A 21,895-nucleotide genomic window follows, 5' to 3' on the forward strand; every position below is an offset into this window, starting at 1 on the left:
GCCGGGGGCAGGGTGCAATCACTTACGCATCCGCCGCTTCCAGTGCCTGAACCAGGGCTTTGAGGAAGCGCGCCGCCTCTCCGCCGGTACAGGCTCGGTGGTCAAATGTCATCGACAAGGGCAGTGCCCGGACCGGTCGTGCCTCCCCATGGATGAAGACCACTTTTTCGAACAGCTTGCCCGCCCCTATGATGGCCACCTGGGGTGGCGTGACGATAGGACTGGCATAACGGCCTGCAATGGCGCCGAAGTTGGTGAGGGTGATGGTCGCCCCCTGCAACATCTCCCGCGGCACGGCGCGCGCCTTCACATCGGCGATCATCCGATCAAGCCCGTGCCGAATGTCCGCCCTCTCCCGCTCGGCCACGTTCTCCATCACCGGCACATAGAGCCCGTGTTTGGAGTCGACGGCAATGGCCACGTTGACTTCCTTGAACAGCCTCCTCGACAGGGTATCACCGTCAAACCAGGCATTCATGGAGGGCTCGGCACGACAGGCCACCCCGATGGCCTTGATGAGGCGCACCGTCACGTCTTCGTCTGCCCGCCAGTGACGCAGGTCCACCTCGTCGGTGATGCTGACCGGCACCACAGTCTGATGGGAGTGCTCCATCGCCTTGGCCATGGCCCGGCGCGAGCCCTTGAGGAACTCGTTGCCGCTGCTCTGCAACGCTTCGAAGGCGCTCTGCACATCCTGCTCGGTCACCATGCCGGCACTGCCAGTGCCTTTGAGTCTGTCGATGTCCAGCCCCAACTTTTGCGCCAACAGACGCACCGCCGGCATGGCCTGCACCAGGGCGCCACCGGGCGCCATGGCACCCACTACGAAGTGATCCTCGATGTGCTGTTGATGGGCGCTGACCTTGCCCACCACGGTGCCGTCGTCCTCACCCCCCTCAAACTCCACCAGGGGGGCGCCGATGTGGAGTATGTCTCCCTCCTGGCCGCACAGCCTGGCGATCACCCCCGCCACCGGCGAGGGCACATCCACCAGTGCCTTGGCAGTTTCCACCGACAGCAGCACCTGATCGACACTCACGGTGTCGCCGGCACTGACCTTCCATTCGACTATCTCGGCCTCGGCCAAGCCTTCGCCCAGATCCGGTAATTTGAAAAATTTCATGACCAGTTCTCCATCCGCGGGAACATCACCAAAGGTTGACCGACTTCATGGCTCTTCCTTGCTCGGGCGCCTGGGCGCCAACAGTTGAGAAACGTCATAGCCACTTGTTCTCCATCAGTTGGTGAGCCGCATCCGCGATATCCTGCTCGGTGATGAGGTAATACTCCTCGTTGCGATAGTAGGGAACGGCGGCATCCACCCCGGTGAGCCTTCTTGGCGGCGCCTTGAGGGAGGTCAACGCCTCCTCGGTGACCCGCGCCACTATTTCGGCGCCCACCCCGAAACTGCCGCACGCCTCGTGCACCACCAGCAGACGCCCGGTCTTGCGCACCGAGGCCAGGATGCTCTCCATGTCCAGCGGCTTGATGGTGGCAAGATCCAGCACTTCACACTGGATGTCCTGCTCCGCCAGCAGGGCGGCGGCTCTCATCACCTCCTGGATGCAGGCCCCCCAGGCGACCACGGTGAGATCCCGTCCGGGCCTCAGGGTGAAGCAGACATCCAGCGGCAGGCCGACGCCGTCATCCACCACGTCCGACTTCATGGAGCGGTAGATGCGATCCGGCTCGAAGAACATCACGGGATCCGGGTCGCGGATGGCGGAGAGCAGCAGACCATACGCGCGCTTGGGGCTGGAGGGGATCACCACTCGCAGCCCGGGAATATGGGCGAACAACGCCTCCACGCTCTCGCTGTGGTGCTCCGGCGAATGGATGCCGGCGCCATAGGGAGAGCGGTAGACGAGAGGACAGGAGAGCCGACCACGGGTGCGATTGCGCATCCGCGCCGCCTGGCAGATGATCTGCTCCATGCCGGGGAAGATGAAGCCCTGGAACTGGAACTCGGCCACGGGCTTGAGTCCCTGGGTGGCCATGCCGACCGCCACCCCGGCGATCAGCCCCTCGGCGAGCGGGGTGTCTATCACCCGCTTGAAGCCGAACTTGTCGCGCAGGCCCACGGTGGCGCGAAACACCCCGCCGTTGACCCCCACATCCTCGCCGAGCACCACCACGTCAGGGTCTCGCTCCATCTCATGATGCAGCGCCAGATTGATCGCTTCGAGCAGCGTTATTTCACTCATGCAGCCTCCCCGGACCCAGAACCATCTCGTGATGCAATGTCAGGTGAATCGCATCGCGCAGTGTCATGTCACTCATGGCGTGTCTCCCCGCCGCGCTGCTGCATGCCCTTGGCGATGATGCGCTGACGCTGGGCACGGTACTCCCTCGGCAGCTCGGCAAACTGGTAATCGAGCAGGGTTTCCGGCGCCTGCGGCGCCATGCCTTCATAGGCTGCCACGGCACGCTCGATCTCCCGGCTCGCCTCCGCCAGCAACGCCTGCTCCTGATGCTCGTCCCACCAGCCCTGATCGGCCATGAACTGGCGCAGCCGCTTGACCGGCTCCTTGGCCCAGGCGGCTTCCACCTCGGCGGCCTCGCGATAGCGGGTCGCGTCATCGGCAGTGGTGTGATCCCCGAGCCGGTAGCTGACGGCTTCGATAAGCGTCGGCCCCTTGCCGCTGCGGGCCCGCTCCATGGCGACGCGGGTCGCCTCATAGACGGCCACCACGTCGTTGCCGTCGACCTGCAGGCTGCGAACTCCGGCCCCTATCCCCTTCTGGGCCAGGGTCGGTGCGCTCGACTGCAGCTTGCGCGGCACCGAGATGGCCCACTGGTTGTTGTTGATGATCATCACCATGGGGAGGTGCCAGACGCCGGCGCAGTTGAGCCCCTCGAGAAAATCTCCCTTGGAGGTGCCGCCATCGCCTATGGTCACCACGGCGACCCTGGGCTGGTTGCGCAGCTTGAAGGCGGCAGCTATGCCGGCGGCATGGGTGATCTGGGTGGCGATGGGGACGCAGATGGGCAAGTCTTCCGACAACTCGCCATCGGCCTTGTAGAAGACACTGCCCCGCTCATCCCCGCCCCAATATTGCAGGTTCTGCTCCATGGGCACGCCCCGCACATAGAGGGTGGGCATGTCCCTGTAGTAGGGTACATAGACATCCTCCGGCCGCATGGCGAGACCGACCCCAATCCCCACCGCCTCAGCCCCCAGATGGGAGGGAAAGGTGCCGAGCTTGCCGGTTCGCTGCAGTGCTATCGCTTTCTTGTCGTAACTGCGCACCATCACCATGTTGCGGTAGAAGGTGTGCAGCATCGCCTTGTCCAGCCAGGTCGGCAGTGTCGCGACCGGGCGCCCCTCCTCATCGAGGTAACGAAGGAAGGGGATGTCGACATGGGTCATAACTGGCTCCTTGCCGTTGTCAGCGTCACCACCATGAGGTGACCCTTAGAATGTAAATAATATGTTAATCAAAGGACAAGGTGATTCAGTCAGGTAAGACCAGTAGAAACTTCTTTAATTTCAGAAAGAAGATGAGATTTTCGGCGAGCAGAAACGAAGAAGGGAGCCCTTTCGGGCTCCCTGTCAGGGCGAGTTCGGGATCACGTCCATCCTGGCCACGCCGCCTGGGGCGCAGGGTTGACGTGAAAAGATAGGCTCAGATCACTCCCACAGACGGGTCGGCACCACCAGCAGCATGGTCCGCTGGCCGATGGCCACGTTGGCATTGGGGAAGACCACCGCCTCCCGCGCTTTCTCTACCCTGTACTGCCGATCCCCGTCTTCCGCCAGCACAAACCCCTGGGGAAATTCGGTGAAATTGTCCACATCGCTGGCAAACAGGAAACGAAACGCGGCCGTTTGCTTGTTGATCACCCGATCGATGGCAAAAATCGTGAAGTCATCCGCCCGCCAGGGCTCAAGCACCACCTCATCCTGGGTCACCAACTCCTGCAACGCCTGACGCGCCTCGATGAAGCGGGTCATGTCGTTCTCGCCAAAGGGGCGCACCTTGCCGAGCTCCACCGTGAAGGCATGGGCGCCATGCTGATGCGAGCTGTAATAGCTGAAGGTGGTGGTCGGGCCGCTCGAGAGCAGTATGGTGCGCACCCCGCAGGCCCCGAGGAACTGCACCTGCTCCTTGCAGTGCGGCCGCTCGTGGGGGAAGGGGTAGACCGCAAACTTCTCGTGGCGGGAGCCGCGAATGGCGGTGTGCAGATCGTAGTGATAACGGGGCCGGGCGGGATCGGCGAAGAAGCGGCTCACATACTGCTCCAGGCGCATGGCGCGAATGCGCTCCCTGTTGCACAGCCCCTCCCCCTTGCTGTGGGCTCCAGAGAAGAGCCGGTTCATGTTCTCCTCCACCTCGCGCGCGCCCTGATTCATGGCGGCCGGGTTGCCAAAGAGGAAGAGCACCCGGTGGCGGGCCTGAAGCTCCCCGCCGAGCAACCGGGTCAGCAACTGGTTGCAGATCTCGATGGGGGCAGTCTCGTTACCGTGAATGCCGCAGGAGAGCACTATGTCCTTGCGCCCGCCAGGCGACTCACCCATGGGCTCCAGGCAGAGCACGCCGGTGTCCCACACGCTCACCCGGGTGCCGTTGGCCAGGTCGAAGGCAAAGGGCTCAAGCTGCCACTCATGGCGGCGGGTCAGGGCCAAAAAGTCATGCTGGGGAATCATCCATCTCACCCTCTTGTCTGGAATGCTATGGCCGGATTATACGCAAGGCAGGCGGGCTTAAAATCAATTTTTAAACAAATTCAAACAGTAAGGATACAAAGTTGGCGAGGGATGATGACAACTCGTGCCACAGGGGGCAAACAGAAGGAAAAACAGACAAGGGGAAATGACAGGAAGCGGTAACAAGGTAAGAGTCAGGCCCGTTTGAGGGCGAAAAACATCAGGCGGAGCAGTTCAGATCAGCAAGAAAACGAGGCATCCATGCCTGGTATATCAACCACGCCAGAACGGCTTGGTGGTCTCTTGATAGCGGTCAGCTTCGTTCAGACCGATGTCCTTGAGCAGGTAGGCGGGCAGCTCGGAGAGCTGGCGACGGCTGCGGCTGCGTTCCAGCCAGGTCAGGACGGTCATCTTGACGCGAGCAACCAGATTCGATTCGCTGGAATCCTGGTAACCGGCTTCGGTATAAGTCATGTTGGCCATGATATGGCTCCTCTCTCTAGTTCTGCGCAAGGCTCGGATTTGATGCGCAAAGCTTAGTCAGGGCGAGGAGGCGCCTCAATTGACGAATTTTGATACATGAGATTAGTAAAAGTAATGGTTGATCTCGCCATGGGGTAAAATACAACTGATTGATTTATATGTAAAATCCTGACCAGATATTCCCTCCCCCAGCCGTGCAGCATTTTCTCCTGCCCCATCGGCTTCTAACTATGCAGTTTCCCACGTTAGCTATGCAGAGCCCGAGTTCGAGGCAGAACGCGATCCCCCCTGCCGCACCGCCAATTGTTAACCATTGGATCACTTAAAGATCGTTATTTAACAGGATGATACAGACAGGCAACCCCCGAAAGGCGGCCACGGCTGCCGCCCCCGGACGGCACTTGAAAGGCGGCACTTGGCGCCTTTCCGTCATGCTGGTATGGTTATTTATACAGTAGTTTAATCATACCCCCTGATCGCCGCCTTTAGGGCGACGGATTGAGGGAACACACAGGATATGCCGATGGACACCTTTACCCCCACCGCCGCCCTGCGTCAACAGATGGACGCGCTGGAAGACGCCCTTGCCCGTCTCGCCAGACAGCTCGGCCAGCTCGAGTTGCTGGAGGCCCATGTCTATCCCCTGCCCGCCGTACCGCAAGGGGAAGAGCATGATCCCATCGAGGCCATAGAGGTGGGTTATCTCTCGGACGAGGCGGCACTGGCCGCGGCCTTGACGGCCTTTCAGGATCACAGCGCCCGCCCCGGCTGCTCCACCAAGGCGACTCACCGCCTGCCTGGCTGGTTGCGCTTCCCCGCCGCCAGCGCCCCCTTGCTGCACCCACTGCTCGACGAGATCAACGGCCACAAGCTCGCCTTCAAGGCCCTGGTGCAGGCCGCCGGCGGGCGAGACGAGAAGTTCGAGCTGGTGCACAGCGCACTGCCCGGGGTCATCACCCTGCAGGTCTATCGCAAGCTGACCCTGCTCACCGGAGAGCTGCATTCCCTTGGTTTCACCTGGGCCGACAAGCAGAGCATCAGCCGCATCAGCCGCGAGCAGGTGCTGGAGATGCTGGAGCGCAGCCGCCGCTATGTACCGGCGCTCTCCAGCAACGAGGAGTGGAGCAAGATGGTGGATCAGGAGGTGTATGACATTCGCCGCCTGCCCGCGGATGCGCAGCTGCGGATCCGCCGACCGGTCAAGACCCACCCCATGATCAACCTGCTCTGGCAGGACAGGGAGCCCCGCAAGCAGCAGCTCAAGGCGAGCCTGCCCCTGCTGCTCTGCTCGGACAACCCGCCCAGCGTCACCCACCTCGGTCACTATCCACCCAAGCTGCGCCAGGCGCGGCGGGATCGCAAGATTGGCGGCGAGGCCATCATAGAGCGGCTGCACCTCTATCGCTATCAGGGCTAGCGCCTCTTAACCGTACCCATGAGAGGGGCCCCAGACGCGGGCAATAAGCCCCTGAAACAGAGAAGGGGGATGGTCACCAGGACCATCCCCCTCTCGTATACAGGCAGGCTGCACCTCTCCTAGCTCATCAGCAGGGCACGCAGGCTCTCCACGTCCAGGCCGCGCACCTCGGACTGGCCGCTCAGCAGGCCATCGGCCAGGGCCCGCTTCTCGTCGTGCAGCGCCACTATCTTCTCCTCCACCGTCTGCTCGCACACCAGTCGATAGACTGTCACCGGCTGGGTCTGGCCCATGCGGTGCGCCCGATCGCTCGCCTGATCCTCCACCGCCGGGTTCCACCAGGGATCCAGGTGCAACACTGTATCGGCCTGGGTCAGGTTGAGGCCTGTGCCCCCCGCCTTGAGGCTGATGAGGAACAGGGGAACCGGTTCATGACGAAAACGCAGTATGGACTCCTGGCGGGACTTGGCGGAGCAGCCCCCGTCCAGATAGCAGTAGTCCCATTTTTTGAGCTCGATGCGGGCTCGCAACAGGCTCAGCAGATCGACGAACTGGCTGAACACCAGCACCCGGTGGCCGCCATCGATGGCTTCCTCCAGGAGCGCCATGGCCTCGTCCAGCTTGCTGCTGGTCTGGGACCACTCCGGCATCACCAGCTCGGGGGAGCAGCAGAGCCGCCGCAAGCGGGTCAGGCCGCTCAGCACGTGCATCAGGGCGCGGCCATCGGCGCTTTGCACCTGCTGGACCACCTCGCGTCTGGTCGCCTCGTAGAGCTGACGTTCCTCGGGGGAGAGACTGATGTGGTGGATGATCTCGGTCTTGTCCGGCAGCTCGGTCAGCACCTGCTGCTTGAGGCGGCGCAGGATGAAGGGGCTGATCACCGCCCGCAGCAGCGCCATGTGCTGGGGATCCTTGACCGCCTTGCCGAAGCGACGCTTGAACTCGCCGAGGCTGCCGAGCAGGCCCGGGTTGATGAAGGTGAACAGGCTCCACAGCTCACCCAGATGGTTCTCGATGGGGGTGCCGGAGAGGGCCAGGCGAAAATCCCCCTCGAGCTGGAACAGCAGCTTGGCACGCTGGGTGCCGGCATTCTTGATCTGCTGCGCCTCGTCCAGCACCATGCTCGCCCAGCGGCGGGACTTGAGGGACTGGGCCAGACTGCCGAGCATGCCGTAGTTGACCAGGATGATCTGGCCCGCCTTGGCCTCCTGGATCAGGGTCTCCCGCTCGGCGGGATTCTCGAACACCACCACCTCCAGCTCGGGGGCGAACCGGGTCACCTCCTCCTGCCAGTTGGTGACCACGGACTTGGGCACCACTACCAGAGCGGGGCCGAGGTGCTGGCGCATGCGCAGCACCATCAGCGCCTGCAGCGTCTTGCCAAGACCCATGTCATCGGCGAGACAGGCGCCAAAGCCATGGTGGGCCAGGGTCGCCATCCAGCGCACCCCGTCCTTCTGATAGTCCCGCAGCGCCGTCAAGAGCTCGGGGGCACACTCCACCTCCTGCTGCCACTCCTGCTGCAGGGAGTGCCAGGCATCATCCCCGGCCGTGGTTACCGCCGACAACAGGCGAGCCAGGGGATAGGCCAGCTTGTTATTGATGCGCTGCTCGGTGTCCAGCATGGCCCCCAGCATGGTGAGGCGCTCCACCAGCTTGTCGCTCAGCATCAGGCTGGTCTTCTCGTCGAGCTGAACGGTGCGCTGGCCCGGGGTCAGCTGGCGCAGGATGAGGCGCAGATCGAGGATCTGGTGCTCGTCCAGCGCCAGCGCCCCCTCCACCTGGAACCAGTCCTGGCGACGCTCGATGCGCAGGCTCAGGGCCGCCTCATCGAGGCTCTTGAGACGGGCGCTGTCCTGATGCCAGTGAACGACCACTCCGGCGTCCACCAGCTCGGGCAGCGCATTGACCAGGGTCAGTGCCTGCTCACCGTCCAGCTTCCATTCGTTGCCCGGCAGGCCGATGGGCAGCTGGTTGCGCAGCAACTGGGCCTCGGCCTTCTCGGCAGCCAGATCCCGTTGCCAGTAGTGATAGTCCCTGACGCCCTGGCGCACTATGGCCTCCCCCTTGCCAAGGGGCAACGGCGGCAGCTCCCCCTCCCGGGTCACCAGCTGGACCAGCAGCTGACCATCCTGCCAGTCCAGCTGGACCGAGGGCACTCCGGGCCAGGGGGTCAGTTCGGCATTGCCACTGAGCCCCTCGACCTGGCTGTGCCAGGGCAGCTCGGGAATGGCGTCCAGGGTGCGTTGCAGCTCGGCGAGCCCATCCGCTGGCAGCAGCGGAATGGATTCCAGCGCAGGCAGTCTGTCCAGCAGGGCCTGCGGGGTCAGGATGAGCTGCCACAGATCCTGGGCAAGCGGCACTATGTGCGCCCCTCGCGCCGCGGCGGCCGGGCTCAAAACGGCGCTCATGCCATGCTCGGTGGCGACCACCTGCAGCAAGGGGGCGCTGATGGCCAGTTGCAGCTTCTGCCCCTTGGCGTTGAACAGACGTGGATGGCTGGCCAGGGGAGCCCAGGCATCCCGCGGCAGCTTGCTCATGCCCCTTGGCAGCGTGCGCACCAGGGCCCAGTCCGCTTCGTCGAGCAGGGCGGCATACTGGGTGGAGAGCAGGGCAGGATCGACCCGGCGCCCGGCGGTCCACTCCCCCTTGGTGCTCTGCTTCTGGATCTTGCACTCGAGCTCGGGCCCTTCCGCATGGAGCAACCATACCAGCCGCTCCTGCGCCTTGCGCACGCCGCTGGAGCGCCCCAGCCCCTGCAGCCAGTTGAGCCAGCTGGCCGAGGCGGGGGTCTTGTCCTCGTCCTCTGCGTCGCTGGCCGCCTCGGGGGCCGGGGTGGCACGCAGTTGCTGCAACGGGGGGCGCTCGGCCCCCTCTCCCAGCAAGAGGCGCAACAGATCCTGGCAGAAGGCCATCAGGCGATGACGGGGCTCGGCCTCCAACACATGGGAGAGATCCCACTTGTGCAGTATGGCCACCTGGGGGCTCTGCTCGCCGTGGCGCGCGAGGGCGCAGAGATCCAGCCAGAGGTAGCCCCAGTGGAGCTCCTCCAGCGGCAGTTGCAGGGTATCGAACAGGCCTATCGCCTGACCGTGGCGATCACCGGCCCACTGTCCCAACAGATCCGAAAGCAGGGGGAAATGGTTGCCAAGGCTGCGTTGCCACTTCTTGCGCTGCTCGCTGGCGAGCACGGGATCGGCCTGCTGCAGCCAGCCAAGCCAGAGCAGGGCGCTGAACATCCTGGGCCAGGGCTCTTGCGCCGCCGCGGCCTGCCACTGTCCCAGTGCGCCGAGCAGCCGCTCCGCCAGGGGCTGTTCATCCCCCCGCTCGGCCAGTTGCTGCAGGGCCGGCCAGTGAGTGGTCACCTCGCCGGCCAGCGGGCCGCAGAGCCAGTCCCACTCGCTGGCCAGCGCCTCAAGCCGGCTTGCCAGCGCAGGGGCGCAGGCCGCGGTCACGGACGCCAGCGGCCAGTGCGCTTCGGGCTCGGCATCAAGCAGGGTCTGCAGGGCGAAGTGTTCCAGCAACAGTTGTTGCCAGGCGGGGCTTGAGCCCGGCAGCAGGCGGTGGGCATCGGGCAGGTCCAGCAGGCTCAAGAGATCCGCGCTCTGGTAGTAGGCGGGGATCTGCCCCGCCTCCCCCAGGCAGAGTTCGCGCACCACCCCTTGTGCCATCTCCTGACCCGTGACCGAGGGGACCCGGGTCCAGTCTGGCATGGGGCAGGCGCCTCCCCGCACCGCCAGGATCAGGGTCAGGGTGCCCTCCGCCGTCAGGCTCCACTGTTGCTCGTTGCGCAGCCGTATCAGTCCCTGTTGCTGCAACTGGTTCAGCGCGTCCGTCAGCGCCTGCCCGGGCGAGCGCTGCGCGTACAGCGTATCTTGCAAATAACGGGTACTGGCGGCGCGCTGCAGTTGCAGCTCGCTGAGCAGGGCATGGCAATCCGAAGAGAGGGTGAAGGCTGACATCAGAACTCGCGGGCAGGTGCAAAGGCGGAATTTTAACGGGAAAGCGGCGGCGGCTCGACCCTTAACCGCGAATTAGTACAAAAAAAGCGGCCAGGCTCATAAAAGCGGGGACAGGGGGCCGTCGGACCATCCTCTGCGAGGCGCTCTGCGGGCGGCCAACGGGGCATGAAAAAAGGCGCCGCAGCGCCTCTTGATGGGGTAAGCAAACTCGCTGAATTCAGCCTTCCAGGTGCGCCAGACGGGCCGCAAGGGCCTGCAACTGCGACTTGAGGCGCTCAACTTCCTCTTCCAGCTGGCTCAGGCGATCGGCGGCAGGAGAGGCATAGCTGCTGGCGGGGGCGGCCTCGGCCAGGGCTTCCAGATCGATCTCGCCACCAAACAGGTGGGCATAGCGGGATTCCCGCTTGCCCGGCTCCCGGGGCAGCTTGACCACATAGGGGCCCCGCTCGACCAGCGCGGCCAGCACCGCATCCACCTCGGTCACATCGTCGAAGCTGCACAGCCGGTTGGTGCGCGAGCGCAGCTCGCCCGGGGTCTGGGGGCCCCGCAGCAAGAGCTCGCAGATAATGCCGAGCTCCTGGGCGCTGAACTTCAGTTCACCGAACTCGGTGTTGCAGAAACGGTGCTGATAGCGGGGCACCCGGGCATTGAAGCCGGCGGTGTTGACCACCAGACGGCGGCGGATCAGCTCGTCGATGACGGCGCGGATATCCAGCTCGGCGAGCTCGAGCACGGGTTCGCGGTTGCTCTTCTGGTTGCAGGCATTGACCAGTGCATTGAGAGAGAGAGGGTACTGATCCGGCGTGCAGATCTCTTTCTCTATCAGGCAGCCGATCACGCGAGCCTCTAATGGGCCTAGTACTATCTCCATTTCATACTCCCTTGCCAAACAAGACGTTAAGACGGTTATCTTAGCCAAGGTGCTCTCGCCGTCCAGCACTGAACCGCATTTTTGCGAGCCGATGAAACCCTTGATGAAACATCGTACAATCCGGCCGCAACCAGGGGGCTAGCCCCTGGCATCATACCGCCAGGCAACCCCCCTAGACGGACTTGTCGACCCGGGTATCCGTTCCCGTGGTCAGGATGCGCACCTTGTCCCCCTTGTTGAACGTGAGCGCGGGCTCCTGATCCTGCACGACGTTGAGCAGTTTTCCCGCCTCGGTCTTGATCAGCAGCTCGACCGTCTGCTTGCCCTGCACGCTCTGCTGGTTGCCCTGACGGCGACGGGAAGCCTCGGCCCCCGCCACTGCCCCCACAGTGGTGGCGACTGTCTGACCCGAGCCACCACCAAATTGGCTGCCGACGGCCGCCCCCAGGGCCGCGGCCCCTATGGTGCGAAGTGGCCGGGTTCCGCCTTGCTGGGGCGCCGCCTCCTGGGTCAGGATGCGGCTCTCTTGCACCGTGCCGTATTCCACCTGGGCGCTGGTGCCTGCCAGGGCCGGTGTGCCCATCAGAATGAGCAGGCTGGTAACCATGAATGCAATCTTCTTCACTATGTCGACTCCGATGACGACTGAGACCCGATGGCGCCGGCACCGCACCTGCGCGGTCCCGCCATCCCCATTCGGGAGACTACACCGCCGATCCTGACTGTGAGCTTGCCTGAGGTGGAAATGATCACGGCCGCAAGGCGGCCGTGATGGGAGAAGGGAAAGCGGTGCCCGGCCCGCTCATGAGGAGGGCTTGGGCTCCAGGGTCGCGGCGACCGACTTGGCCGCCGAGGCGGTGAGCAAGGGCTCACCCGGATAGAGCATCAGCGCCTGGGTGAGCAGGCGGCTGGCCTCTTCGGTCCGCCCCAGCGCATTGAGGGCAATCACCATGTTGGCGTAGATGTTGGCCCTGGGGGTATGACGCACGAACGCCTGCCCCCAGTCGAGATAGGCTTCCAGTTCTGCCTTGTTGTTGGCCTGCAAGCCCACCATCAGGCGCACCGCGTTGACGTCGAACTCCACCCGGGTCAGCCAGGCCATGGGGTTGACGATGTCGAGCAGCAACGCAGGCTGCTTGTAGCCGCCGCGCTCATACTTGGTCACCACCCAGGCGGTATGCAGAGCCGTCAGCATGAAGGGGACGACGATCAGGGGAATGCCAATGGCCAGGAAACGCAGTAAGAGCCAGGGGCGGTAGACATACTCCCGCCAGTTGGCGTGGCCAGCCGTTCCCCCCTCCTCCACTTCCGCATCCAGCACATGGATGAGCAGCAGCAGCGCCCACCACAGGGCGATGGCGTGGTAGAAGGGATACTCGGTCTGGGTGTGCAGCAGTATGGGGATCACCAGCGCCAGCAAGGCTGCCCCCTTCACCCAGCCAGCCCTACCCAGTCGCCACAGCAGAGCCCCGCCCATCAGCGCCATGCCGAGCATGGGGGCGAGCCCCCCTTCCACCGCCCAGTAGAGAAACTCGTTGTGGGGGTGATCCAGGTTGTACTCGATCTGCACCATGGCGGGATTGAGCGCCTTGTCCGCCATGTAATGCTGGAGGAACACGGACTCGAAACTGCCATAGCCCCAGCCGCTCCAGGGCACCTCGGCGATAAGCTTGGCGGCATAAGGCCAGTAGATGGATCTCATGCCTCCGGACTGATATATCTCCAGCCCCCGCCTGGCCCCCGCCATCCAGTACTGGGATGCCAGCCCGAGCGCTATGCCCAGCCCAACCAGCCCCAACACCCGGCCCAGCTGCCGCTCGCGATGCAACTGCGGCAGCAGCAGGATCAGAGCCAAGGCCCCGCCCAATTGGCCCACCCGGGACTGCAGTACCACCAGCAGCAAGGCGGTCGCCAGGATCACGGCATGACGCAGCCCCTTGAGCCAGTGGTTGGCGTGCCCCCGCATCTGAAGCCAGATCGCCAAGGCAAGCCCGGTCGCCATAAAGGTCGCCATCACGTTGGGTTGCTGGAAGATGCCGTAAGGGCGATTGGTCCGGGTGTCGTAGCCTATCCAGTTGCCCGGTACCAGCAGGTAGTACTGCACTAGGCCGAGCAACGCCTCTATGGCCACCGCCCCCAGCAGCAGGTAGAGCAGCCGATCCCGCATCTGACGGTCCAGTCGCCATTGATAGAGACAAGCGAGAAACAGCAGGCCGGCAAACAGCCCCAACAGGCGGGGGATAGCGTAATCCTTGAGCTCGAAGCCCGGATAGGCCATGGGCAGCAGCAGCAGCAAGGCCCCCAGCCACAGGACCGTCAGCAGCGGCGAGACCACCAGCCGCTGGCTGAGGGTGACCTGCCACAGTCCCAGCGCCATCACCAGGCTCGCGAATATCCAGCCCCAGGCGTTGAAGGGCAGATAGAGCCCGGCCCCGCCCGGGTTGTGCATGAAAAAGTGCATGCCCAGCAGCCAGTACAAGACCGATGTTCCCCAAAAAACCTTATGAACCAAACTGCACTCTCTTCCCATCTATGCCTCATCATGCATAAAAAAGCCGTGACAGTGAAAACACTATCACGGCTCATCAGACTAGCGAATCAATACCGAGAAAGGATTTACAACGGCAGGCGTTCAGTCATGTCATACAAGGTATGACTACGGCTGAGCATTTGCCCCCCATCTCTTGTCAGAGGAACCCACCCAATGGTTCCTTTGGATGTGGTGGGGCGAATCAACATGAGATCAAAGGGAATCGTGATGTAAATGCCTTTGGTGAAACTGCCTTCCCCATACTCTTCGGCCGAAACATCCGTCAAAGTTGCGTATGCACCCATCACAATCCCGGAGTCAAAGCGCTTGGAGAAATCAAAAGTGGCACCCAGGTCACCAGCCAGATAGCGTCCGACAGCTACCTTGGCGGTGACATTGTCCATGAAAGGCAACTGCCAATAGCCAGTCAGGTGACCTGTTGCGACATCGTAGTCAGCCATCTTCAGGGTATTGTTCCAATCACGCTGCTTGACCCAGTTAGTATCCAGCCCCAGAGCCCATGACTGACCGAAAGGACGATAAAGCACCTCTCCCCCGACCCCGGCGTACATCATTTCCAGATATCCACCGTATGCCTGGCCATACCACTCCTGACCAAATTGCTCCATATGGGTTAACTGGAGATTATTCAGCAGGACATTGGACGAGTCGACATACTCTCTCACCCAGGTTCGCACTCTCGGCAGTGCATCAGTGTCTGCTGGTGGTGTCTTGTAATTAAATTTGTCGTAGTTATTAGCGATATTGAAGAACAACGTACCCTGTAGCCAGTCTTTATCAGTAAGGCGCAGCTCGCTATTGGCATTGATACCGATCTGATACATATAAAATGATTCAGGACCACCGAAAGATTGGGTCAGGGTAGGATCAAATGAATAAGAGAACCACTCTGGTTCAGATTGGTAGCGAACATCCCCCTGAACAGGGTCTGGCACTTTTTGATGATCTACTGCCACCGTCTCCTGCCCAAGGATCTGGGGCTGGTTAGCCTTTCGTACAGAATCAAGATCAATCACTGTCTCTTGCAGCTGGAAGTCACGCTGGCGTTCGATGACTCTCAATTCGTCGATAGTCTCAGGCAGATGGTTAACCGCAACCAAAGCCGTACGGTCGAGAGCTTCTTGCTGGTCTCTGTATTTATGCTGTTGTCCCAGCAAGGTTACAGTATTCTGTCCACTATAAAGTGATGCCGAATTCCAACCAGCATTGCTTTCAAACTGCCCCGCCATTCCTGACCAATCGACCTTAGAGGTATCAGCTGGGACCTTATTCTCTGAATATACAGGGCGTGGTTCATCCAAATGATTCTGGCGTAGATCATTAAAATTGGTACGAAGAGTGACACCCCACATCAGAGTGTTTCCTCTCTGATAACTAAGATGAGTGTCCATATAATCAAACAGGCGATAAACAGCACCTATATTGATGGGTGATGAATGGTCTATTTTCCCGGCAAATTCATTACTATAATCATTACCATCATATTCCAATTTTAACCTAAGTGGCTGCCAAGGCGTTTGGTATTCCACACCACCAAACAATGCAGCATTGCCATGAAACATATTCCCAGTTTCAAACTTACCACCACCACTGGAATAACTACCATCGCGGGAGCACCAATCATCCTTCCACTCGCAAAAAGGATTAGTGATATTTCCGCTCTCTCCCATATTCCCCCAGCCCATGCCAAGGGTGAAGTCAAACGGGCCAACACGTTTGCTGCCAACAACATACTCGCTGTCAAACAATCCCGTTCCCATCAGGTCACGGAATCCCAGAGAAATATTCGGAATCCAGGTAGACTCTTCCAGCAACCTGACTTTGACATCCATTCCTTTGTCTTTGTAAGTCTGGTCACCACTGAAATCGGGGTTTGCACTATAGAGGCGGGTTCTCACATCGGTATAACGCAGCGTGGCCTCAAGCCAGTCGAACGGCTGCACTGACATGGACCAGCGACGGTACTGATCATCATCAAAATAATTGACACTGAATTCACCCGTCTTAGCCATTCTGGCGGTTGGCATTTGCAACAGGCCAACTCCGCCGAAGTCACTTTGTGATGGTCCCAACGGCTCAAAAATGTCAGCATCGGCGTGGGTTGCAAAGGATACCAGCAGGGCAATCAGTGAGAGTCTTGGGTAGGTCATTTGGGCATCCGATTCGCTAACAACGTCAACATGCGTTTATTCAAGTCTTGATACTGCTCAGGCAGCACACTTGGCGCAAAACCGACAAACAAGGTTGCTCCCGGCATGGCTTCGACATGGCGTTCATTCCAAATAGCAACGGGGATCCATTCAGGTTTTCCACTGGGTGCAATCAGATAAGCACCGGTGTCATCACTTCCCGACAAGAGATCCAGCTTCTTCCAATACTCTCGCAACCCTGCTGCAGGCAAAACGGGGCCTTCGCCAGGGTGACCGATCAAACCGGCCAGATAAATTTGCGGGCGACGAGGGGCCAGATAGAGCTGATAATCCCCTTGCAATACGGGATTGACGCCTGAAGGTACCAGGCTGATATCCGGATCCACAGGCAATTCGAAACGCCCCGTCAAATGCAATTTCTGTAATTGTTGGTGCAACTGTAAAGCGGAATGAGCGAGTTCATCTTCCTCATGCTGTTGCCAGTACGTTGCCAACAAGGTGAGATCTTTCAGCAAGGCTTGCTGTTGATACTCAATATCCTTTTGACGCGCAGGCGTAGATATATGCGTGACAGGCCAATAGTTATCGTACTGTGAGACCACGGGGTCTAACAATGCCTCACTCAACAGCATGGACTGGGAATGAGTCAGTGCTTCTCTCGGCTGACCTTGCCACCAAATAGACACGGACACATCAGCCATAACGGGGGAAGGCCCCAAGGTGGCGAGCAATATGCTATATATTATTTTCATGATGAATAGGGCTTAAGGAATGTCATTTCTATCATTGGCAAGGAAGGGCCTAATTGCTGCTGGAATTTACGAACTTGACCTGTCTGCTCATCAATCCAGAAATGATTCAGCCATCGCTCTTCATTCGGGGCTGTAACGACGTGTTCTTCTACAATCGTCGTCTTATAGGGACGATCCATAATATTCAGGACCTCATGACCCGCCTGAGTGTAATGCATGCTCAAGGGATAGCCACTGGTGTATTGCTTCGACCACTCAGCTACGCTATACCACACCATTGATGGCGTCTTATCTACACGAGAGGCCTTCAATGGATCCTTGTCCAGACTCCCCAGATAGCGCAAGTCATTTGGCAAACCCACTGTTTTAATCAAGCGCCCATGTTGGGTCACGAACATAGCACCATCGGCACTCATCCATGACATGCGCGGGCCATTGACATAAGCCAACACGACCAAGGCCTGGGGTAAATCCCCCACCTTGATATAGGCACTCGCATAGGGCAACGCTCTCAATTCGGATGATGTCAGTACAATATCATCAGGCTTGTTAAACACATAACCCAGGGTTTCGATTGTCTGATGGGTCGAGGTGCTGCAGCCAGCCAATAAAAAAGTGGCTGACAATGCCAATAATCGGGAGGGGGAATAAGAGAAATACTGTGCCACGTGCAATAAACCATCCATGAGGGATAAGAAGAAAAACAAGGCTGCTCAGACCGAGCAGCCTTGTTGAATGTTATCGGGTTGACGTGGTAGTGCTGGTGTTATCGTTACGGTTATTTGACTCAGATACGGCAACAACAGCCACCAGTGCGGCAGCAGCGCCAACGACGATGGTAGTGGTAGCCACACCAGCAGCCGCAGCCGCAGCACCCGCACCGGCAGCACCGCCACCAGCGCCAGTGCCAGCGCCAGCAGCTTCTTCTACTGCCATGGCATTGGCGGATACGGCCAGCAGAGCGGCCAAAGCAAACGCAGTCTTCTTCATATTATCTTCCTTTTTGTTGACACAGCTAAAACCTAATACTGAGACGATGAGCATTCCCAGCCTTATCTAGTATCACTCAAAGTAGGCATCAATTGAACCTTCAATTTCGCCTCACTGACTATTACCAATCCCTTATCTATTATCTGCGGCCGGATCAGGCTTTGGTTTTATCACCATAGCTATATTGATAATATCCGTAATTGCCGTAATAACTGCTGGCTTTCTTTTCAACCGCGTTGAGCAGAATGCCCTTGATCACCACGCCATTTTGCTCGAAGCGACGAATCGCCACTTCCACCTCTTTCACCGCTGTCTTGGCAAAACGCGCCACCAGCAAGGAGGCCCCCACATGCTGCCCGACGATGGCCGCATCGGTGACAGCCAGGATCGGCGGAGAGTCAACGATAACAAAGTCATAATGCTCGCTGGCCCAATCCAGCAAGGCCTTGAAACGAGGGTGCATCAGCAGTTCAGATGGGTTGGGCGGCACGGCGCCACGACAGACAAAATCGAGCCCATCAAAGCCGGTCTTGCTGATCACCTGCATCATCTCGGTCTGACCAGCCAGATAGGCGCTCAAGCCCGCCCCCATCTCCTGTCCCATGACTTTTTGCATATATCCCTTGCGCAAGTCAGCATCGATGACCAACACCTTTTTGCCCCCCATAGCCAGGGTGGCGGCAAAGTTGGTAGACACAAAGGTTTTGCCTAAGCCGGGACCTGGACCAGAGATCATCACTATGTTGTTTTTGGCCTCCATCATGGCGAAATGGAGACTGGTACGCAGGCTGCGCAGCGACTCCATCGCCAGGTCGGCCGGATTACGGGCAGCCAGCAAGGCTTCATTGAGTGGCATCGCCTGGCGCCGTTTCTTCTTCTGTTGCTGCTCTATCTTGGCCTGATCCTCTGAATAGGGGATCGTGGCATAGACGGACAGCCCCATCTCTTCCAACTGCTCGGGGCTCTCGACACCGCGGTGGAATGCTGCACGCACCAGGATGAGGCCCACAGACAGCATGCCCCCAAGCAGAGTGGCCAGTACCACGATCAGCGGCTTCTTCGGCTTGACTGCCCGGGTTTCGACTGCAGCATCGTCGATGATCCGCACATTGCCGATGGTGCCCGCCTTCATGATATTGAGCTCCTGCTGCTTGTTGAGCAGCTGGACGAAGATCTCCTGACCAACCTGCACATCACGGGTCAGACGCAAAATCTCCTGTTGGGTTTTTGGCAGACGCTTGATCGACTTGTTGATCACATTTTTGGTATTCATCAAGGTCTGGCGCTTTTCCATCAGAGCGATGTAAGCGGGGTGCTGGCGGGTATAGAGTTGCTGCAACTCGGCTTCACGGAAGGTCAACTCATTGAGCTGCTTCTCGAGGCCCACCATGGTATCCAGTGCGGCTTTAGCTTCCAGCGACAGATCGACCGACTCATTCTGCTGGCGATATACATTCAACAGCTCTTCAGAACGATTCAGCTCACCTTTGACCTGAGGCAGATGAGTCTGCAAGAAATCCAGGCTCTTCTGGGCCTCTTCGGTCTTGCGCACCACGTTCTGCTGCAGGTAGTTCTGGCTGATGTTGTCGAGCACCGCACGAATGCGGCCCTTGTCTTCCCCTTCCAGCGCCAGCGAGATGATCCCGGTATTTTTGCCCTTTTCACTGACCTGAAGATCACGCTGCAGCTCTGCGATCACATCCAGTACTGGCTGCTTGACTAGCGTGAATACTTGCCCCTCATCGGCAGCCACATCAGACAGCAACAGGGTCACATCATCTTTCTCAAGCAGCTTACCTACTTGCCCTTCCAGCACCCGCCCTTCAATTTCGAGGGTAAAGTGTTTGTCTGCGTCAACCGTCAGCGTTAGCGGCGTCCCCACCAACTCTGGCGCCACCTCAAAACGGCTTACCGCCATCTTGGGATAAGGATGCCCCATCAGCCGCGACAGGCCACGGCCAACCAGCGGGAAGAAGTCGGGTGTCACTACAGTATCGAGATGAAGCTCTTGTACCGTACGGCCAAGCACCATACGAGAAGTCAGTAGCTCAATCTCGGCGGCAGCATCAGGCTGTTCACCGCCCAATACATCAGCCATATCCCCGAGCAGCGCAGCACCACTGGCTTTTTTCTCCACCTGCAGTAAGGCGTTCGCCTTGAAGACTGGGGTTGCCAACAGGGCATACGCAACGCCAAGTATCATAAACAGAGCGGTGATAGTCACAATCCACCAACGGCCATCGATCAGGTAGCCCAGCAGGCGCCCCAGATCGATCTCGTCATTCTCCACCGCGGCACTGCTCTGCCGGGACGAAACAGAAGAAGTCGTCATTAAACACAATCCATTTTTATTGTCAGATAGAACCTGAACACAGACCCAGACTGCAGCTGTTGTTACAGTTTTTTCGCCCACCCATCGGCACTACGCACCAACAGCTGGTAAACATGTTCGTAAGCTTCCCGGCTCAGACGATAGGGATCGGGCACTTCGCTCTCCCCCTGCCAGTGGCCAAATAGCATGGTTTTGCCACGGGCCCCCGGGTCAATGGCCGTGACGGCAGAAATATGCCCTTTCTCCATCACCAGGATCAGATCGGCATCCTGACAGAGTGCGCGGGTCAGTTGGCGCGCCGAGTGTCCATCAAGAGAGAGACCATGCAGCTGTGCCACCTCGCTCGCGACCTTGTCGGCTGGTTTATCAACCAAGGCACTGACCCCGGCAGAACTGATATCACGGCCGGGTAAACGCTCGCGCAGCAGGCGCTCACCTGTCGGGGAGCGGCATATATTGCCCACACACACGACTAGAATCTTCTCAAACATATTGCTGTCGCTCTTTCATCTTCCACTTGGCGCCAGAAAGACGCCAAGTCAACACCCATGGCGATTTACCAGTTGCGAACCCGCAGCATGCCTTCCGTTAACTCGTTAAAGCCAGTAATAGAAGGCACCAGTTGACTCAACACGCGATTCCAGCGGGTCACCGGCGCCGTGGTGACATAAACCACATCGTAAGGTTGCAGCGCAAACTCGGTGCCCATCACCAGCGCGGTGGCATCACTCAGGTCGAGCTGATAAATGGCGGCTTTCTCTTGCGCTTTCGCGGCGGGGCGCAATACAAAGATGCCGGTCGCATTGGCGGCATTCTGGTTAAGGCCCTCGGCACTGCTCAATGCTTCGGTCAGGCTCATCCCCTCACGGCCAATGGTCAGGGTAGATGCCTTGTTGACCTCACCCATCACAAAGACTTTCTGGGCATCGTTGCGCGGCACATAGAGCATGTCGCCGTCACGCATCAGCTGATTGTGAGAGAGATCCCCATACTGCAGCAGATCCTGCATGGAGAGCGGGAATTCCTTGCCTTGGCGGGTCAACACCACATGGTGCCAATCCGCGGTCGGGGTCAGCCCGCCAGCCAGATTGAAGGCATCGAGCAGGGTCATCGGCACATTGGTGATGGGCTGGGCGCCCGGTTTGGTCACCTCACCGGAGATATAAACCTTCTGGGAGCGGAAAGCCGCAATGCTCACATCCACCTGCGGGCTTTCAATAAACTGGGCCAGCCGCTTGGCAATATCGGCCCTGATTTCAGACACCGTTTTCCCCACCACGGCGACCTTGCCGATATAGGGGTAGAAGATGGTGCCATCGGCATGCACCCAGTTGCCCGCTTCGCTGGCACTGCGGTAAGAACCGGCCGGGATGGTCAACTCGGGGTGATCCCACACGGTGACATTGAGGATGTCACCCACACCAATCCGGTACTCATAGCTGCTGATCTGGCTATTGAGCTCGGGGTTGGCCTTGCCCACCACCGGCGCTTTGCGCAACTGGCTGACCAGTGCGGGGGTGACCGGATAGACATCGGCCAGCTGATCAACATCAACGGAACCTGTGACCACCTCGGTTTTGCCACTGGTGGAAAGATTGGTACCAGGCACCACAGTGCATGCACTGAGCAGGGCCACGGCCGACAACAGAGGAATGAGCTGAATCCTTTTCACTACCACACCTTATTAAGCTTGCCATCAAGAACTGAACGGAAAAAATCGCTGTATGATAGCGGAACTT

At 59.6% G+C, this 21,895-nt stretch carries 17 protein-coding genes; 1 reads left to right on the forward strand and 16 read right to left on the reverse strand.

The genetic code is table 11. The features are described from left to right. Positions 1-22: 22 nt before the first annotated feature. The 5 genes from G4923_RS01515 to G4923_RS01535 form a co-directional block, all read right to left on the reverse strand. Positions 23-1,123, reverse strand: coding sequence for a dihydrolipoamide acetyltransferase family protein (locus G4923_RS01515; protein ID WP_139744487.1), 1,101 nt, complete (start codon positions 1,121-1,123; stop codon positions 23-25). 94 nt (positions 1,124-1,217) lie between these two features. Beyond that, a complete protein-coding gene (locus G4923_RS01520) occupies positions 1,218-2,204 on the reverse strand; it encodes an alpha-ketoacid dehydrogenase subunit beta (protein ID WP_163135169.1) in 987 nt (328 codons plus the stop codon). 68 nt (positions 2,205-2,272) lie between these two features. Next, a complete protein-coding gene (pdhA, locus tag G4923_RS01525) occupies positions 2,273-3,370 on the reverse strand; it encodes a pyruvate dehydrogenase (acetyl-transferring) E1 component subunit alpha (RefSeq protein ID WP_163135171.1) in 1,098 nt (365 codons plus the stop codon). A gap of 261 nt (positions 3,371-3,631) precedes the next feature. Further along, a complete protein-coding gene (gene astE / locus G4923_RS01530; protein WP_111910133.1) occupies positions 3,632-4,648 on the reverse strand; it encodes a succinylglutamate desuccinylase in 1,017 nt (338 codons plus the stop codon). Positions 4,649-4,921: 273 nt separating this feature from the next. After that, on the reverse strand, positions 4,922-5,131 hold the full coding sequence (locus G4923_RS01535) for a DUF1127 domain-containing protein (RefSeq protein ID WP_005331430.1): 210 nt from the start codon (positions 5,129-5,131) through the stop codon (positions 4,922-4,924). A gap of 523 nt (positions 5,132-5,654) precedes the next feature. Between G4923_RS01535 and G4923_RS01540 the strand changes: the two genes are divergently transcribed. Further along, positions 5,655-6,548 carry a DNA replication terminus site-binding protein gene (locus tag G4923_RS01540; protein ID WP_163135173.1) on the forward strand — a complete coding sequence of 298 codons (894 nt, stop codon included), beginning with the start codon at positions 5,655-5,657 and terminating at the stop codon, positions 6,546-6,548. A 119-nt stretch (positions 6,549-6,667) separates the two neighbouring features. Here the strand turns inward: G4923_RS01540 and G4923_RS01545 are convergent, their stop codons facing one another. The 11 genes from G4923_RS01545 to G4923_RS01595 form a co-directional block, all read right to left on the reverse strand. Next, a complete protein-coding gene (locus G4923_RS01545) occupies positions 6,668-10,510 on the reverse strand; it encodes a DEAD/DEAH box helicase (protein WP_163135175.1) in 3,843 nt (1,280 codons plus the stop codon). 217 nt (positions 10,511-10,727) lie between these two features. Further along, positions 10,728-11,381: a YceH family protein gene (locus tag G4923_RS01550; protein WP_163135177.1), complete on the reverse strand. Its 654-nt coding sequence runs from the start codon at positions 11,379-11,381 to the stop codon at positions 10,728-10,730. Positions 11,382-11,553: 172 nt separating this feature from the next. Next, a complete protein-coding gene (locus G4923_RS01555) occupies positions 11,554-12,006 on the reverse strand; it encodes a glycine zipper 2TM domain-containing protein (RefSeq protein ID WP_139751828.1) in 453 nt (150 codons plus the stop codon). A gap of 177 nt (positions 12,007-12,183) precedes the next feature. After that, a complete protein-coding gene (locus tag G4923_RS01560; RefSeq protein ID WP_163135179.1) occupies positions 12,184-13,911 on the reverse strand; it encodes a PglL family O-oligosaccharyltransferase in 1,728 nt (575 codons plus the stop codon). An 86-nt stretch (positions 13,912-13,997) separates the two neighbouring features. Next, positions 13,998-16,082 (reverse strand): YjbH domain-containing protein, encoded by a 2,085-nt coding sequence (locus tag G4923_RS01565; RefSeq protein ID WP_163135181.1) that lies wholly within the window; start codon positions 16,080-16,082, stop codon positions 13,998-14,000. Next, positions 16,079-16,768 (reverse strand): capsule biosynthesis GfcC D2 domain-containing protein, encoded by a 690-nt coding sequence (locus tag G4923_RS01570; protein WP_163135183.1) that lies wholly within the window; start codon positions 16,766-16,768, stop codon positions 16,079-16,081. The genes G4923_RS01565 and G4923_RS01570 overlap by 4 nt, the downstream gene beginning before the upstream one ends. Positions 16,769-16,830: 62 nt before the next feature. After that, on the reverse strand, positions 16,831-17,502 hold the full coding sequence (locus tag G4923_RS01575) for a YjbF family lipoprotein (protein WP_163135185.1): 672 nt from the start codon (positions 17,500-17,502) through the stop codon (positions 16,831-16,833). A gap of 70 nt (positions 17,503-17,572) precedes the next feature. Continuing rightward, complete coding sequence (locus G4923_RS01580) at positions 17,573-17,878, reverse strand: hypothetical protein (protein ID WP_204356787.1); 306 nt, start codon at positions 17,876-17,878, stop codon at positions 17,573-17,575. Between the two features lie 100 nt (positions 17,879-17,978). Next, positions 17,979-20,156, reverse strand: a complete 2,178-nt coding sequence (locus G4923_RS01585; protein WP_163135186.1) for a polysaccharide biosynthesis tyrosine autokinase — start codon at positions 20,154-20,156, stop codon at positions 17,979-17,981. A 62-nt stretch (positions 20,157-20,218) separates the two neighbouring features. Next, on the reverse strand, positions 20,219-20,647 hold the full coding sequence (locus tag G4923_RS01590) for an arsenate reductase/protein-tyrosine-phosphatase family protein (protein WP_163135194.1): 429 nt from the start codon (positions 20,645-20,647) through the stop codon (positions 20,219-20,221). 65 nt (positions 20,648-20,712) lie between these two features. Continuing rightward, positions 20,713-21,828, reverse strand: coding sequence for a polysaccharide export protein (locus G4923_RS01595; RefSeq protein WP_338120425.1), 1,116 nt, complete (start codon positions 21,826-21,828; stop codon positions 20,713-20,715). Positions 21,829-21,895: the final 67 nt, after the last annotated feature.

Origin of the sequence: Aeromonas rivipollensis (assembly GCF_010974825.1) — a bacterium.
GTDB lineage: Bacteria > Pseudomonadota > Gammaproteobacteria > Enterobacterales > Aeromonadaceae > Aeromonas > Aeromonas rivipollensis.